Annotated in this window: 18 protein-coding genes; 16 read left to right on the top strand and 2 right to left on the bottom strand. The window is 59.9% G+C overall.

Translation table 11 applies throughout. The features are described from left to right. Positions 1–8 precede the first annotated feature (8 nt). The 14 genes from rplR to dsbD all read left to right on the top strand — a co-directional run bounded on the left by rplR (position 9) and on the right by dsbD (position 9004). A complete protein-coding gene (rplR, locus tag PHO31112_RS15190; RefSeq protein WP_010804121.1) occupies positions 9–374 on the top strand; it encodes a 50S ribosomal protein L18 in 366 nt (121 codons plus the stop codon). Between the two features lie 13 nt (positions 375–387). After that, entirely contained in the window at positions 388–906 is a 519-nt protein-coding gene (gene rpsE, locus PHO31112_RS15185; protein ID WP_010804120.1) for a 30S ribosomal protein S5, read from the top strand. A gap of 11 nt (positions 907–917) precedes the next feature. Then, a complete protein-coding gene (gene rpmD, locus PHO31112_RS15180) occupies positions 918–1100 on the top strand; it encodes a 50S ribosomal protein L30 (protein ID WP_010804119.1) in 183 nt (60 codons plus the stop codon). Between the two features lie 11 nt (positions 1101–1111). Further along, on the top strand, positions 1112–1546 hold the full coding sequence (gene rplO / locus PHO31112_RS15175) for a 50S ribosomal protein L15 (RefSeq protein ID WP_010804118.1): 435 nt from the start codon (positions 1112–1114) through the stop codon (positions 1544–1546). 23 nt (positions 1547–1569) lie between these two features. Next, a complete protein-coding gene (secY, locus tag PHO31112_RS15170) occupies positions 1570–2907 on the top strand; it encodes a preprotein translocase subunit SecY (RefSeq protein ID WP_150621258.1) in 1338 nt (445 codons plus the stop codon). Positions 2908–2919: 12 nt separating this feature from the next. Continuing rightward, complete coding sequence (gene infA, locus PHO31112_RS15165; protein WP_010804116.1) at positions 2920–3138, top strand: translation initiation factor IF-1; 219 nt, start codon at positions 2920–2922, stop codon at positions 3136–3138. Positions 3139–3157: 19 nt separating this feature from the next. After that, positions 3158–3274, top strand: a complete 117-nt coding sequence (gene rpmJ / locus PHO31112_RS15160; protein ID WP_010804115.1) for a 50S ribosomal protein L36 — start codon at positions 3158–3160, stop codon at positions 3272–3274. Between the two features lie 35 nt (positions 3275–3309). Further along, positions 3310–3675, top strand: coding sequence for a 30S ribosomal protein S13 (gene rpsM / locus PHO31112_RS15155; protein ID WP_150621257.1), 366 nt, complete (start codon positions 3310–3312; stop codon positions 3673–3675). A gap of 17 nt (positions 3676–3692) precedes the next feature. After that, a complete protein-coding gene (gene rpsK / locus PHO31112_RS15150) occupies positions 3693–4097 on the top strand; it encodes a 30S ribosomal protein S11 (RefSeq protein WP_010804113.1) in 405 nt (134 codons plus the stop codon). Between the two features lie 149 nt (positions 4098–4246). Beyond that, positions 4247–4870 (top strand): 30S ribosomal protein S4, encoded by a 624-nt coding sequence (rpsD, locus tag PHO31112_RS15145; protein WP_150586518.1) that lies wholly within the window; start codon positions 4247–4249, stop codon positions 4868–4870. 103 nt (positions 4871–4973) lie between these two features. After that, positions 4974–5951, top strand: a complete 978-nt coding sequence (locus PHO31112_RS15140) for a DNA-directed RNA polymerase subunit alpha (RefSeq protein WP_010804111.1) — start codon at positions 4974–4976, stop codon at positions 5949–5951. A 155-nt stretch (positions 5952–6106) separates the two neighbouring features. Then, positions 6107–6499: a 50S ribosomal protein L17 gene (gene rplQ, locus PHO31112_RS15135; protein WP_010804110.1), complete on the top strand. Its 393-nt coding sequence runs from the start codon at positions 6107–6109 to the stop codon at positions 6497–6499. A 194-nt stretch (positions 6500–6693) separates the two neighbouring features. Beyond that, positions 6694–7026 (top strand): divalent-cation tolerance protein CutA, encoded by a 333-nt coding sequence (gene cutA / locus PHO31112_RS15130; RefSeq protein WP_150621256.1) that lies wholly within the window; start codon positions 6694–6696, stop codon positions 7024–7026. Between the two features lies 1 nt (position 7027). Then, complete coding sequence (gene dsbD / locus PHO31112_RS15125; RefSeq protein ID WP_246178234.1) at positions 7028–9004, top strand: protein-disulfide reductase DsbD; 1977 nt, start codon at positions 7028–7030, stop codon at positions 9002–9004. A 268-nt stretch (positions 9005–9272) separates the two neighbouring features. On the opposite strand, the gene hemB is transcribed toward dsbD, so the two are convergent. Both hemB and yihA read right to left on the bottom strand, forming a co-directional pair. Beyond that, a complete protein-coding gene (hemB, locus tag PHO31112_RS15120; RefSeq protein ID WP_150621254.1) occupies positions 9273–10271 on the bottom strand; it encodes a porphobilinogen synthase in 999 nt (332 codons plus the stop codon). Positions 10272–10860: 589 nt separating this feature from the next. After that, positions 10861–11529 (bottom strand): ribosome biogenesis GTP-binding protein YihA/YsxC, encoded by a 669-nt coding sequence (yihA, locus tag PHO31112_RS15115; RefSeq protein ID WP_150621253.1) that lies wholly within the window; start codon positions 11527–11529, stop codon positions 10861–10863. A gap of 297 nt (positions 11530–11826) precedes the next feature. Here yihA and PHO31112_RS15110 point away from each other — a divergent pair, with 297 nt between their 5' ends. Both PHO31112_RS15110 and PHO31112_RS15105 read left to right on the top strand, forming a co-directional pair. After that, entirely contained in the window at positions 11827–12483 is a 657-nt protein-coding gene (locus PHO31112_RS15110; RefSeq protein WP_150621252.1) for a c-type cytochrome, read from the top strand. 167 nt (positions 12484–12650) lie between these two features. Beyond that, positions 12651–14786: a cytochrome c biogenesis protein ResB gene (locus PHO31112_RS15105; RefSeq protein WP_246178231.1), complete on the top strand. Its 2136-nt coding sequence runs from the start codon at positions 12651–12653 to the stop codon at positions 14784–14786. The last annotated feature ends 5 nt before the right edge of the window (positions 14787–14791 follow it).

Genomic DNA, 14791 nt, shown 5'->3' with positions numbered 1-14791 from the left:
TGCGAAACATGGACAAGAAACAATCTCGTGTGCGCCGCGCTCGCCAGACTCGTATCAAGCTGGCAGCTCAGAAGGTGCATCGCCTTTCCGTGCATCGCACCAACGTGCACATTTACGCGCAAGTTTTCTCGGAAGACGGCACGCAAGTGTTGGCCAGCGCTTCGACGCTGGAAGCCGAAGTGCGCAAGGAACTGGGCGACAAGGAAGGCAAGGGTGGCAACGCTGCCGCTGCAGCGCTGATCGGCCGTCGTATCGCCGAAAAGGCGAAGGCTGCCGGCATCGAAAGCGTTGCTTTCGATCGCTCGGGCTTCCGCTATCACGGTCGCGTTAAGGCTCTCGCCGACGCTGCCCGTGAAGCCGGCCTCAAGTTCTAAGTAAGGATCCGTCATGGCAAAGATGCAAGCGAAAGTTCAGGCTGACGAACGCGACGACGGTCTTCGCGAGAAGATGATCGCGGTCAACCGTGTCACGAAAGTTGTGAAGGGTGGCCGTATTCTCGGTTTTGCCGCGTTGACCGTGGTTGGTGACGGCGATGGCCGCATCGGCATGGGCAAGGGCAAAGCGAAGGAAGTCCCGGTTGCCGTTCAAAAGGCAATGGAACAAGCCCGCCGCAATATGTTCAAGGTGCCCCTGAAGAACGGCACCCTGCAACACAACGTTCTCGGCCAGCATGGCGCCTCGCGCGTCCTGATGTCGCCGGCAAAGGACGGTACCGGTGTTATCGCCGGTGGCCCGATGCGCGCGGTGTTCGAGGTGATGGGCGTGACCAACGTGGTGACGAAGAGCCTTGGCTCGACGAACCCGTACAATCTGGTCCGCGCCACGCTCGACGGCCTGAAGAAACAATCGACTCCTGCTGACATCGCCGCCAAGCGTGGCAAGTCGGTGGAAGAGATCCTCGGCTAAGGGTGATCAATATGTCGCAGCAAACTGTGAAAGTTAAGCTGGTCAAGAGCCTGATCGGTACGCGTGAAGAACACCGCGCGACCGTCAAGGGTCTGGGCCTGCGTCGCCTCAATTCGGTCAGCGAGTTGCAGGATACGCCCGCTGTGCGGGGCATGATCAACAAGGTCTCGTACCTTGTGAAGATCGTCGACTGAGCGAGGGCAAAATGGAATTGAATTCGATTAAGCCGGCAGAAGGCGCCAAGCACGCCAAACGCCGCGTTGGCCGTGGCATCGGTTCGGGTCTGGGTAAAACCGCCGGCCGTGGTCACAAGGGTCAGAAGTCGCGTTCGGGCGGCTTCCACAAGGTGGGCTTCGAAGGCGGTCAAATGCCGCTGCAACGTCGTCTGCCGAAGCGTGGCTTCAAGTCGCTGACGCGTCGTTTCGTGGGCGAAGTTCGCCTGGCTGACCTGAACAACCTGCCGGTCGACGAGATCGATCTGCTGGTTCTGAAGCAGGCTGGTCTGGTGAGCGAGCTGTCGCTGTCGGCCAAGATCATCGCCTCGGGCGAGATCACCCGCAAAGTCGTTGTGAAGGGTCTGGGCGTCACCAAGGGTGCGCTCACCGCCATTCAAGCGGCTGGCGGTTCGGTTGCAGAGTAAGTTAGGTCACCCCGGAGCCAGCATTGGCCAAGTCTCCTAATCTCGCTAAGCCTGGTACGCAGGGCCCGAAGTATGCGGATCTGCGTCGGCGGCTGGTTTTCCTGCTGCTGGCGCTGATTGTCTACCGTATTGGTGCGCATATCCCGGTGCCGGGCATCGACCCCGATCAGCTGGCGCAGTTGTTCCAGCGCCAGTCGGGCGGGATCCTGGGCATGTTCAACATGTTCTCGGGCGGTGCGTTGTCGCGTTTCACGATCTTCGCGCTGGGGATCATGCCGTATATCTCGGCATCGATCATCATGCAGCTGCTGGCGATGGTTTCGCCTCAGTTGGAAGCATTGCGTAAGGAAGGCCAAGCCGGACAGCGCAAGATTACGCAGTACACCCGGTATTTCACGGTAGTACTCGCACTCTTCCAGGCTGCGGCGATCGCGGTGACGTTGGAAAGCGAGCCGGGGCTCGTCGTCGATCCGGGCATGTTGTTCCGCCTGACGACGGTGATCACGCTCGTGACCGGCACGATGTTCCTGATGTGGCTCGGTGAGCAGATCACCGAACGCGGCCTCGGTAACGGTATCTCGATCATCATCTTTGGTGGTATCGCGGCCGGTTTGCCGAATGCTGTGGGCGGTCTGTTCGAGCTTGTCGGTACCGGTTCGATCGGTCCGTTCTCGGCCATCGTGATCTGTGTCCTCGTGGTGCTCGTGACGTTCTTCGTCGTGTTCGTCGAACGTGGTCAGCGCAAGATCCTTGTGAACTACGCCAAGCGTCAGGTTGGCAACAAGGTGTACGGCGGTCAGGCTTCGCACCTGCCGCTCAAGCTGAACATGGCAGGCGTGATTCCGCCGATCTTTGCGTCGTCGATCATCCTGTTCCCGGCAACGATTGCGAATTGGTTTGGTGCGGGTGATAACGCGCGCTGGCTCAAGGATATTGCGGCGAAGTTGTCGCCGGGTCAGCCGATCTACGTGATGCTCTACGCACTGGCGATCGTGTTCTTCTGCTTCTTCTACACCGCATTGGTGTTTAACAGCAAGGAGACCGCCGAGAACCTGAAGAAGAGTGGTGCGTTTGTTCCGGGGATCCGTCCCGGCGACCAGACTGCGCGATATATCGACAAGATCCTGACGCGCCTGACACTGGCCGGCGCAGCTTACGTCACCTTGGTGTGTTTGCTGCCTGAGTTTCTGGTGTTGCGTTGGAATGTCCCGTTCTACTTCGGTGGAACCTCACTGCTGATTATCGTGGTGGTGACGATGGACTTCATGGCGCAAGTGCAGTCGTATGTGATGTCGCAACAATATGAGTCGCTGCTCCGTAAGGCGAATTTCAAGGGCGGCAATAACATGACGCTTCGCTAATGATCCTGGATCATGTCGAAAGACGACGTTATTCAAATGCAGGGTGAGGTCCTTGAAAACCTCCCCAATGCCACCTTCCGGGTAAAGCTGGAAAATGGCCATGTAGTACTCGGACATATCTCCGGCAAGATGCGGATGCATTACATCCGCATCCTTCCCGGAGATAAGGTGACGGTAGAGTTGACGCCCTACGATCTGTCGCGTGCGCGGATCGTCTTCCGGGCGAAGTGATTAGAGAGAGGGAATTGTCATGAAAGTTTTGGCATCTGTTAAGTGCATCTGCCGCAATTGCAAGTTTGTGAAGCGCAAAGGCGTGCTGCGCGTGATCTGCAGTTCGGATCCGCGCCACAAGCAACGTCAGGGCTAATCGGCCTTTAACGCTATTTAGTTGGGGAATTACGAATGGCTCGTATCGCAGGGGTTAACATCCCGAACCACCAGCACACCGCTATCGGCCTGACGGCTATTTACGGTGTCGGCCGCACGCGCGCTCGCCAGATTTGCGAAGCCGCCGGTGTGCCGTTCTCGAAGAAGGTCAAGGACCTCGACGACGCTGATCTCGAAAAGCTGCGTGATCAAGTCGGTCAATTGACGGTTGAGGGTGACCTGCGCCGTGAAGTGACGATGAACATCAAGCGCCTGATGGATCTGAGCTGCTATCGCGGTATGCGTCACCGCAAGGGCTTGCCGCTCCGCGGTCAGCGCACCCGTACCAATGCGCGTACCCGTAAGGGCCCGCGTAAGGCCGGCGTCTCGCTGAAGAAGTAACCAGAGGATAGGAACTCATGGCTAAGCAACAGAACAACGCCGCTTCGCAGCGCGTTCGCAAGAAGGTCAAGAAGAGCGTTGCAGAAGGCGTCGTGCACGTCCACGCTTCGTTCAACAACACCATCATCACGATCACCGATCGTCAGGGCAATGCGCTGGCATGGGCGACGTCGGGTGGCCAGGGCTTCAAGGGTTCGCGTAAATCGACCCCGTTCGCTGCCCAGGTTGCTGCTGAGTCGGCCGGTCGCGTGGCACTGGAATACGGCGTGAAGAACCTGGAAGTTCGCATCAAGGGCCCGGGCCCGGGTCGCGAATCCGCAGTTCGCGCGCTGAATGCGCTGGGTATCAAGATCACGGCCATCTCGGACGTGACGCCGGTCCCGCACAACGGCTGCCGCCCGCCGAAGCGTCGTCGTATCTAAGACGCTTCAAATCCTGCTATAATCGCGGGTTCGCGCACGGTCTCGGCCGTGCGCGTAGCAATTTCTAAGACCACCGTCCGGTACATTGGTACCGGACTTGCGTAGTGGACAAAGTTCGCTACGTCAGATTTTGAGATAAAGGAACAACCGTGGCACGTTATATCGGCCCGAAGGCCAAACTCTCCCGCCGTGAAGGTACTGACCTCTTCCTGAAGAGCGCACGTCGCTCGCTCGCCGACAAGTGCAAGCTGGATAGCAAGCCGGGTCAGCATGGCCGCACCTCGGGTGCTCGTACGTCGGACTACGGCAACCAACTGCGTGAAAAGCAGAAGGTCAAGCGTATTTACGGCGTGCTCGAGCGTCAGTTCCGCCGCTATTTCGCGGAAGCCGACCGTCTAAAGGGCAACACGGGTGAAAACCTGCTGCAAGTGCTCGAGTCGCGCCTGGACAACGTCGTGTACCGCATGGGTTTTGGCTCGACGCGCGCTGAAGCGCGTCAGCTGGTCGGCCACAAGGCGATCGTGCTGAACGGTGTTGTTGCCAACATCCCGTCGATCAAGGTCAAGGCCGGTGACATCATCACCGTGCGCGAGAAGGCCAAGAAGCAAGTGCGTATTCAAGAATCGCTGTCGCTGGCTGAGCAAGTCGGTTTCCCGATCTGGGTTTCGGTTGACGCCAAGAAGATGGAAGGCACTTTCAAGGCACTGCCGGAACGTAGCGATATCGCGGGCGACATCAACGAAAGCCTGATCGTCGAATTGTATTCGCGTTAATCCGTATGCTGACGCGCCTCACGGCGCGTTTTGCGTTCCGTGCAGGTTTGTCACCCATCAGCCTTATCGGTGTAACGAGCCGAGGGTATTGAAAAGGAAACCTATGCAAACCAGTTTGTTGAAGCCCAAGATCATTGCGGTTGAGCCGGTCGGTGAGCATCACGCCAAAGTCGTGATGGAGCCGTTCGAACGTGGCTACGGCCACACCTTGGGCAACGCGCTTCGCCGCGTGCTGTTGTCGTCGATGGTGGGCTACGCGCCAACCGAAGTGACGATCGCCGGCGTTGTGCATGAATACTCCACCATCGACGGTGTCCAGGAAGATGTCGTCAATTTCCTGTTGAACCTGAAGGGTGTCGTGTTCAAGCTGCATAACCGTGACGAAGTCACTGTTACGCTGCGCAAGGATGGTGAAGGTGTAGTGCGCGCTTCGGATATCGAAGTGCCGCATGATGTGGAACTGATCAACCCCGATCACGTGATTGCGCATCTGGCCAAGGGCGGTAAGCTCGACGTTCAGATCAAGATCGAAAAGGGGCGTGGTTATGTCCCGGGTAACGTGCGCCGTTATGGCGATGATTCGGCCAAGGTGATTGGTCGTATCGTCCTCGACGCGTCGTTCTCGCCGGTCAAGCGTGTGAGCTATGCGGTCGAATCGGCCCGTGTGGAGCAACGTACGGACCTGGACAAGCTCGTGATGAACATCGAAACCAACGGTGTGGTGTCGCCGGAAGAAGCGATCCGTCAATCGGCTCGCATCCTCGTCGACCAACTGTCGGTGTTCGCTGCGCTGGAAGGCACGGAAGCCGCCAGCGAAGCGCCGTCGCGTGCGCCGCAGATCGATCCGATCCTGCTGCGTCCGGTGGACGATCTCGAGTTGACGGTGCGTTCGGCCAACTGCCTGAAGGCCGAAAACATCTACTACATCGGCGACCTGATCCAGCGTACCGAGAACGAATTGCTCAAGACCCCGAACCTGGGTCGCAAGTCGCTCAACGAGATCAAGGAAGTGCTTGCCTCGCGTGGTCTCACGCTGGGCATGAAGCTCGAAAACTGGCCGCCGGCTGGTCTCGAGAAGTAAGTTGTAACGACATGGCCGCCTTCGGGTGGCCATGTCGCTACGTAAGTGCGGCACGTCGGAGTGTTCCGATACGGCCGATAGCGAAGGTACCGGCCCGCGGTGTTTGTCACCGATAGAAGAGCTAGGTCGAAAACTCTGTTTAAAGGAAAGTCGAAATGCGTCACCGCCATGGTTTGCGTAAACTGAACCGCACCAGCAGCCACCGTCTGGCAATGCTGCGTAACATGTCGAACTCGTTGATCCAGCACGAAGCGATCAAAACCACGCTGCCGAAGGCCAAGGAACTGCGTAAGGTTGTCGAGCCTCTCATCACCCTGGGTAAGAAGGACTCGGTTGCCAACCGTCGTCTGGCGTTCAATCGCCTGCGCGATCGTGAAATGGTCACGAAGTTGTTCAACGAACTGGGTCCGCGCTTTGCCAACCGTCCGGGCGGCTACCTGCGTATCCTGAAGATGGGCTTCCGCGTGGGCGATAACGCCCCGATGGCTTTCGTCGAACTGCTGGACCGTCCGGAAGTCGACACGGAAGCGCCGGAAGTCGCTGAGTAAGCGATTCACGCAACGATCTTTTCGAGATCGTGAGTCATATGAAAAAGCCAGGTCGTTGACCTGGCTTTTTTCGTTTCGGCGTGTTGTCCGAAGACGTGATGGCATCAGTCCGGAAATCGCAGACCGGTTGCGCACGTTTCACGGTGTCGGTGTACAGTGAACAATCCTCATGCCTGAACGGTCTACCGCACACTATGGATGCTCTTCTTATCGTCATGACGACGTTTCCCGACGAGGCTAGCGCCGAAGCCGCGATCGACGGCATGCTTTCCGAGCGGCTGGCGGCGTGTGTGCAACAAATGACGCCGGTGCGTTCAAGCTATCGGTGGCAAGGCAAGCGCGAGGCGAGTGTGGAAGTGCCGCTCATGATCAAGACGACTGCCGCGCGTTATGGCGCGCTTGAGCAGTACATCAAAGAACATCATCCTTACGACGTACCCGAAATCGTTGCATGGCCCGCCACTGCGGCATTGCCTGCCTATGCGCGCTGGGTCGAAGATGAGACGCGGGGGAAACTGCATGTTTGATGTGACGAGAATTGCTGGGCCGCTGATCGTGAGAGCTGGTAGCGATCCGCGGGCATTACTACGCAATCGCGTCTTCCGGCGATGGACGTTTGCATGGCTGGTCTTGGCCGTCGTGCTATCGCTAGGCGCAGGGCTTGCACATGCTGCCGACGATTTTCTCGATCCGGATGTCGCCTTCAAGGTATCGAAAACGGAGCAGCCCGGTGCTGTTCTGCTGCATTTCGAGGTGGCAAAGGGCTACTACCTTTACCGCGAGCGATTCGCCTTCGCGGCAGACAACCCTGCCGTCAAGCTTGGTACGCCGGAATTTCCGAAGGGAGAGGTCAAGCATGACGAGACCTTCGGCAAGGACATGGAGGTGTATCACGAACCCATCGACGTTCGTATTCCCGTCAGTCAGGCGGGCGGCCCGTTCACACTGAATGTCACCATGCAGGGCTGTGCGGACAAGGGGCTGTGCTATCCGCCGATGGATAAGCCACTCAAGATTTCAGCGGCTGCGGTTGGTGGTGCGGCGAGCGAGAGTTCAACGGCCGCACCGTCATCTGGGTCAGTCACGAAGGCACTGCTCGGCGACGGGGCGCAGGCGCCTGGTGGCAAGCCGGCTGAGGCAGCTCAGGCGGTAACGTCCGCCCGCACGGCAGGTAGCTGGTTGTCGGCGCGAGAAGACTACAGCGAGGCGGAGCGCATTCTTTCCGGCGGCAGTTTTGCGCTGGCGCTGGCCATCTTCTTCGCGCTCGGTGTCGGGTTGGCTTTCACGCCATGCGTATTGCCGATGGTCCCGATTCTTCTGTCGATCGTCGCGGGACAAGGGGCTAGCCGCGGTAAGGCGATACGTCTTGCCATTGCTTACGTGCTCGGCGTGGCCGTGGTGAATACCGTCATCGGTGTGGCCGCCGGACTATTGGGGCAAGGTCTCATCGCGTTCTTGCAAGCCCCGTGGGTGTTGGTTCTGTTTGCGTTGCTGATGGTCATCCTGTCGCTGTCGATGTTCGGGATGTACGAGATTCAGTTGCCGTCTGCATTGCGCGCCAGAATCGATGATGCCGCACGCAAGCAAAGGTCCGGTCAGTGGATCGGTGCTGCCATGATGGGCGTGCTCTCGGGGCTGATTGTCAGTCCATGCGTGACGGCTCCGCTGGCGGCCGCGCTCGCCTTTATCGCGAAAACAGGGGATGCAGTCTTTGGTGGTGCGACGCTCTTTGCATTGTCGTTGGGGATGGGGTTGCCGCTCGTGATCCTCGCCGGCGGTGGTGGCGCATTGCTGCCGCGCGCCGGGGCGTGGATGGACGGCGTGAAGCGTTTCTTCGGCTTCCTGCTCCTTGGTGTCGCCCTGTGGATTGTGCGGCCGTTGCTGCCAACGCCCGTTCTGTTGTTGGGCTGGGGAATCCTGCTGTTGGTGGCCGCTTCCTTCATGCACGTTTTCGACAACCTGCCTGAGGGCGTGAGCGGTGCTCGACGCCTTCTCAAGGGGCTCGGTGTTGCCGTTGCGCTTCTTGGGGCTGTCGCGTTGGTGGGCGCTGCGGCCGGGGCACGTGATCCGCTCGCGCCACTGGCCGGGCTAACGACGGTGGCTTCGGGGAACGCCGGTGCGAGTTCTGTGGCGGTCGAGGGCGTCAGGTTCCAGCGCGTGCGCAGCGTTGCGGAACTCGATCGGGTCTTGGCAACGGCGGGGCGTCCGGTGATGTTCGATTTCTATGCCGACTGGTGCATTAGCTGCAAGGAGATGGAGCGCTTTGTCTTCACAGATCCGAAGGTGAAAGCACGCCTTGATCAGATGGTGCTCGTGCAAGCCGATGTCACTGCGAATAATGCCGACGATCAGGCGCTACTTAAGCGCTTCGGATTGTTTGGGCCGCCCGGCATCATCTTCTTCGATGGCCGTGGCGAGGAAGTGGCTGGCACACGCGTCATCGGCGCACAATCCGCAGACCAGTTCCTGCGCAGCCTCGACAAAGCATACGGACCGCCGGTTTGAGCGTCTGAGCCTCTGAGTGGCAGCCGATGTGTTTGCCGGCCCGAGTCTGCGGATCTGGCGATAGCTTGATCCCATAGCAATGCAAAACGGCCAACCCGAGATGGGCCAACCTCCGAGCGTTGGGTGCAAACCCAACCCTTGGGGGCAGTTCAGAAATCGGGTTGGCCGTTCTTTTCGCCGCAGAAGATTGCGCTAGCGCAGGCAGCCAAGTCGCGTTGGCTGATCTGACGCCACGTGCAAATTCTGCCGTTCGCGTTTTGCGCCGCGCTCAGGCCTGCGTGCGGATCAGACGTGCTGCATCAAGGGCGAAGTACGTCAGGATGCCATCCGCCCCAGCCCGCTTGAATGCGAGCAGCGATTCCATCATCACCTTGTCGTGATCGAGCCAGCCGTTCTGCGCGGCGGCCTTGAGCATCGCGTATTCGCCGCTGACTTGATATGCGTACGTGGGGAAGCGGAACTCATCCTTCACGCGGCGCACGATATCGAGATACGGCATGCCGGGTTTGACCATCACCATGTCCGCGCCTTCCTCGATGTCGAGCGCCACTTCGCGCAGCGCTTCGTCCGAGTTGGCTGGGTCCATCTGGTAAGTCATCTTGTTGCTTTTGCCCAGATTGGATGCCGACCCGACAGCATCGCGGAACGGGCCGTAGAAGGCCGATGCGTATTTGGCGGCGTACGCCATGATGCGCGTATGAATGTGGCCAGCCGCCTCAAGGGCTTCGCGAATAGCGCCGATACGCCCGTCCATCATGTCGGAAGGGGCGACGATGTCCACACCGGCTTCGGCCTGTGTGAGGGCTTGCTTCACGAGAATGCGCGTCGTCGTATCGTTGATGACGTAACCGTTTTCGTCGAGTACGCCGTCCTGACCGTGGCTCGTGTACGGGTCGAGGGCCACGTCGGTCAACACGCCGAGATCGGGGAAGTTACGTTTGAGTTCGCGCACGGCGCGCGGGATCAGACCGTCCGGGTTGGTCGCCTCAATGCCATCGGGGGTCTTCAGAGATGCCTCGATGTTCGGAAAGAGCGCAATCACTGGTACGCCGAGCGTGACGCATGTGTCGGCCACGTGGAGCAGCTCATCGACGGAGACGCGCTCGACGCCGGGCATCGAATCGACTGCCTCACGGCGTTTTTCGCCTTCGAGCACGAACACCGGGTAGATGAGGTCGTCGCAAGTCAGGCGGTTTTCACGCATCAGACGGCGTGAGAAGTCATCGCGACGCATGCGGCGCGGGCGAAGCAGGGGGTAGGAACTCATGCGATCGGTCCTTTGGACGAAGAGTGGTGCTTCGAAGGTTCCCGCGAAATCGGCGGTGTGGACGTGTCCCGAAAACGGATAGTCGTTGCGTTTGGCTCAACGGCTCCCTAAGAGGGAAGGTGCGCAAAAAAGGGCACTTGCCGGGAAACTTTCGAACGCATGGTATATCATACCAACCGGATGTTCGCACTGTGTGCGAGGTCCCCCGCTTCTCCTCCCTGAGCGGGCGCCTGTCGTTCTACGATAAGGCTTATTTGAACCCGCCGTGCCTACACGGCGGTTTTTTTATGTGCGCGCGAATCGTCGCGGCAAAGCCCCGGACAATCGGGCTTCCCGGCCGATTCAAACGATCTCATCCGTTCGGCTGAGGGGACGCTACGCCGTCAGGTGCGCTCACCAATTCTCGATGACTCCAAGAATCGCCGCGCGGCTCGCCGCGACGATTTGTCGCGCCCGTTGTGCATGTCCGCCGTCTACCTTAGCGGTTTGACGCAGCGCTGCCTCGCGGTTACGGTAAGTGTCGTTCGCGGGACTGAACATTGCCGAGAAGGACGCGTCCGCCCCACGTGTGCGATAGGCCCGGATAACCTTACTTCTTGGCGGTGTTGCGCGCCGGAATGGCGAGCCACGCTTCGAGCATGCTCTGCGCCGCATCGACACCCGTGCGCTTGAGCGACGAGAACAACTGGGCCGTGAACTGCGGCGGCGTCGCGGGATCGTCGGACGGCAGCCCGTCGGTGCGAGGCAGCGCAGCCAGGCGTTTTTGCGTGTCGCGCAGTACGACAGTCGCTTCCTGACGCGTGAGTTTGTCCGCTTTGGTCAGCAGCACATGGATGGGACGGCCCGTCGGCATGAACCAGTTGATCAGTTCGCAATCGAGGTCGGTGAACGGCCGGCGCGAGTCCATGACGAGCACGAGACCGCGCAGTTGCGGACGCTGCACCAGATAGTCGCCGAGAAGCTGCTGCCAGTGAACCTTCACGCCACCGCCGACTTCCGCGTAACCGTAACCCGGCAAATCGACGAGATAACCGTACAGGTGTTCGAGGTGAGCGATCTCGAAGTAGTTGATGTGCTGCGTACGCCCCGGCGTCTTGCTCGAGAAGGCCAGCCGCTTCTGGTTGCAGAGGATGTTGAGTGCGCTGGACTTACCCGCGTTCGAGCGTCCCGCGAAGGCGACCTCGGGCACGGCCGTAGGCGGCAGATCGCGCAGATGATTGACGGTCGTGAAGAAGCGGGCTTGATGAAGTAGGGACATGACGGAAACCGGGGAGCGCTGCAGCCACAGGGATCGGGCCGCAACGCGGGTGCAGGGGCGCAAAACGGTGAGTTTGATGCCCACCGGCAACAGGCCGGGGAGCCCCGTTCTGCGGCCTTCTACATGGAAATCCCCTAAAGTCGGGGAAAGACTTTATTGTACAATATGAAAGTTAACCTTGGCCTTGCCAGGGCTTGCCCGAACGTCTCGCGCGCCGTGAGGTTGGAGGAGAAACACGGCGTCGGACGGTGAGTTCGAACGACCGATTTCCCGACAAAACAGATATAAGGTGTGCGAATGAACCGAGGAGTGTGGAAGTCTCTCGCTGCAACACCGTTGGCGCTGGCATGCTTTCTTCTGAGCGGTGCAGGACAAGCCGCCGAGCCCCAGGCGCCTGCCAAACCGGACCTGAACCGGGGACAGGCAATTGCTAGTCAGGTCTGCGCCGCGTGCCACGCGGCAGACGGCAATAGTACTGGCGGCGCCTACCCGAAGCTCGCCGGCCAGCACGCCGAGTATCTGGACAAACAGCTCGTCGACTTCAAGGCGCAACCCGGCAAAACTCCCGCGCGTAACAACCCCATCATGGCCGGCATGGTCGCGGCACTGTCCGAACAGGACATGCGCAACGTGTCTGCCTATTTCGCCTCGCAGACCGCGAAGCCGGGCGTCGCGCGCAACAAGGATACCGTGCCGCTGGGCGAGAAGATCTATCGCGGTGGTCTGGCCGAGAAGGGGGTGCCCGCGTGCGCCTCTTGCCACGGCCCCACCGGTGCCGGTATGCCGTCGCAGTATCCGCGTCTGTCAGGCCAATGGGCAGACTACACCGCAGCTCAACTGGTCGCGTTTCGCGATGAGACCCGTAAGAACAATGCTCCCATGCACACCGTGGCCTCGCGTTTGTCGGACAAGGAAATCAAGGCAGTCGCGGATTACATTGCCGGTTTGCGCTGATCGGCAGCCCCTGCCCTGACATCATGTGAACGTCAGGGTATATTCGCTGACTTATAACGAAACCAGCAGCGGCGCCGCAGAGCGACCGGATCGATCTGGTTTAGCATACACAGGGTGGCGGGCGCGTGAGAAACGCGTCCCCGCCCTTTTTTGTTGTCGGAAACAGGATGAGCATCAGTACCTCCGGAATACAGATCAAGGGCGCGCAACGATGGGTGCGCGATGGTATCGAGCTGGTCAGTTCGATGCGTTTTGCCATCAGCCTGCTGACCGTGCTCGCCATCGCCAGCATCGTTGGCACCGTGCTCAAGCAGGGCGACCCGTATCCCAACTACGTCAATCAGTTCGGTCCATTCTGGGCCGACGTTTTCCGTTCGCTCGGCCTGTACACCATGTACAGCTCGTGGTGGTTCCTGCTGATCCTGTTCTTCCTGATGGCGTCGACGACGCTGTGCGTCGTGCGCAATGCGCCGAAGATGATCGCGGACGTTCGCAGTTGGCGCGATCATGTGCGCGAGGGCAGCCTGCGCGCCTTCGGTCACAAGGCCGAATTCACCGGGCCGACGTCGCGCGGCGACCTGCTGCCGCGCCTCACGAGCTATCTCGGACGCCGCGGCTACCGTTTCGTTGTGCGCGAGCGCGACAACGCGACGCTCGTCGCGGCCAAGGCGGGCGCAATCAACAAGATCGGCTACATCTTCGCGCACAGTGCCATCGTCATCATTTGCCTGGGCGGGCTGGTCGACAGCGATCTGCTGATCCGTGCCCAGATGCTGCTGTTCGGTAAATCGCCGATGCAGGGCAATGCGGTGATCTCGCAGATTCCGGAGACGCATCGTCTCTCGCCGAGCAATCCGGCGTTCCGCGGCTACGCGTTCGTGCCGGAGGGCGGTAAATCGACGACGGCGATCCTGAATTTTCAGGATGGCTCGGTCGTGCAGGATCTGCCGTTCGCCATCGAACTGAAGAAATTCCACGTCGACTACTACTCGACGGGCATGCCGAAGCTTTTCGCGAGCGACATCGTGGTCACCGACCCCGAGACCGGCAAGACGATGGACGCGACGGTGAAGGTCAACGAGCCGTTCATCTTCAAGGGCGTAGCGATCTATCAATCGAGCTTCGAGGACGGCGGTAGCAAACTGAAGCTGACCGGTTACCCCATGCACGGCGCGTCGGATCGGACGTTCGCGTTCTCGGGCGACATAGGCGGCTCGACGCAACTGCGTGGCGGTGCCGCAGGCAAGGACGAATACACCGTGGAGTTCAGCGACTTCCGGGCGATCAACGTTGAGAACATCAGCAATGGCGGCGGCGAGCGCGATGTGCGCGGTGTGGCTCGCAAGTCGTTGCGCGACGACCTGAGCGCACAACTTGGCTCGGGCGCCCGTACGGATCTGAGCAAGGATCTGCGCAACGTCGGCCCCTCGGTGCAATACAAGGTGCGCGATCGCAGCGGACAGGCGAAGGAGTACCGCAACTACATGCTGCCGATTCTGGTGGGCGATGGTGAGCGTGTCTTTATGACGGGGGTGCGTGACACGCCGGACGGTCCGTTCCAGTACTTGCGCATTCCGGCGGACGAGGACGGCTCCGTCAAGCAATGGATGCTGCTGCGTGCCGCCCTTCAGGACGATGGCGCGCGCGCCGAAGCCGCTCGCCGCTTCGCTGCACAGTCGCTGCCGGCGCAGACCTCGGCGACGCTCCGCGGTCAGTTGCAAGAAAGCGCCAAGCGCGAACTGGATCTGTTTGCCGGTGTGATTCCGGCAAGCAAAACCAGCCAGACGAAGGGCGGCTTGCAGGCGATTGCGGAGTTCGTGAACGAAAAGGTGCCGCAGGAGCAGCAATCCAGCGCCGCAGACATGTTCCGCCGCATTCTCGATGGTACGGTCTGGCAATTGTGGCAGGTCGCCCGTGAACAGGCCGGGCAACCGGCGATGACGCCCTCGCCGGAGAACGAGCGCTTCGTGCACACGGCCACCAACGCGCTGTCCGACAACTTCCTGTACGACGCCCCGGTTTTTCTGCAACTCGATTCGTTCGAGCAAATCCAGGCGAGCGTCTTCCAACTCACACGCTCGCCGGGCAAGAAGATCGTGTATCTTGGCAGCTTGCTGCTGGTACTCGGCATCTTCTCGATGTTCTACGTACGCGAGCGGCGTCTGTGGATGTGGCTGAAAGACACGCCGGACGGTGGCAGTTCGGTATTGATGGCGGTATCGACGACACGCCGCACACTGGATTTCGAAAAGGAATTCGCCCGCACGAAGGCGGAGATGGACGAGATCGTCACAAAACGATGAAGGTG

The sequence above is a fragment of the Pandoraea horticolens genome, assembly GCF_902459555.1.
Classification (GTDB): domain Bacteria; phylum Pseudomonadota; class Gammaproteobacteria; order Burkholderiales; family Burkholderiaceae; genus Pandoraea; species Pandoraea horticolens.
Note: the sequence above shows the minus strand (reverse complement) of the source record. Positions and strands in the feature narration are given on the sequence as shown.

Bases quoted from the DNA above. Each gene is read 5' to 3' on its own strand.
- rpsK (WP_010804113.1), top strand. From the start codon at position 3,693: ATGGCTAAGCAACAGAACAACGCCGCTTCGCAGCGCGTTCGCAAGAAG.
- rplR (WP_010804121.1), top strand. From the start codon at position 9: ATGGACAAGAAACAATCTCGTGTGCGCCGCGCTCGCCAGACTCGTATC.
- infA (WP_010804116.1), top strand. From the start codon at position 2,920: ATGTCGAAAGACGACGTTATTCAAATGCAGGGTGAGGTCCTTGAAAAC.
- hemB (WP_150621254.1), bottom strand. From the start codon at position 10,271: ATGAGTTCCTACCCCCTGCTTCGCCCGCGCCGCATGCGTCGCGATGAC.
- rpsE (WP_010804120.1), top strand. From the start codon at position 388: ATGGCAAAGATGCAAGCGAAAGTTCAGGCTGACGAACGCGACGACGGT.
- rplQ (WP_010804110.1), top strand. From the start codon at position 6,107: ATGCGTCACCGCCATGGTTTGCGTAAACTGAACCGCACCAGCAGCCAC.
- PHO31112_RS15105 (WP_246178231.1), top strand. From the start codon at position 12,651: ATGAGCATCAGTACCTCCGGAATACAGATCAAGGGCGCGCAACGATGG.
- cutA (WP_150621256.1), top strand. From the start codon at position 6,694: ATGGATGCTCTTCTTATCGTCATGACGACGTTTCCCGACGAGGCTAGC.
- PHO31112_RS15140 (WP_010804111.1), top strand. From the start codon at position 4,974: ATGCAAACCAGTTTGTTGAAGCCCAAGATCATTGCGGTTGAGCCGGTC.
- rpmD (WP_010804119.1), top strand. From the start codon at position 918: ATGTCGCAGCAAACTGTGAAAGTTAAGCTGGTCAAGAGCCTGATCGGT.
- rpmJ (WP_010804115.1), top strand. From the start codon at position 3,158: ATGAAAGTTTTGGCATCTGTTAAGTGCATCTGCCGCAATTGCAAGTTT.
- yihA (WP_150621253.1), bottom strand. From the start codon at position 11,529: ATGTCCCTACTTCATCAAGCCCGCTTCTTCACGACCGTCAATCATCTG.
- rpsM (WP_150621257.1), top strand. From the start codon at position 3,310: ATGGCTCGTATCGCAGGGGTTAACATCCCGAACCACCAGCACACCGCT.
- rplO (WP_010804118.1), top strand. From the start codon at position 1,112: ATGGAATTGAATTCGATTAAGCCGGCAGAAGGCGCCAAGCACGCCAAA.
- PHO31112_RS15110 (WP_150621252.1), top strand. From the start codon at position 11,827: ATGAACCGAGGAGTGTGGAAGTCTCTCGCTGCAACACCGTTGGCGCTG.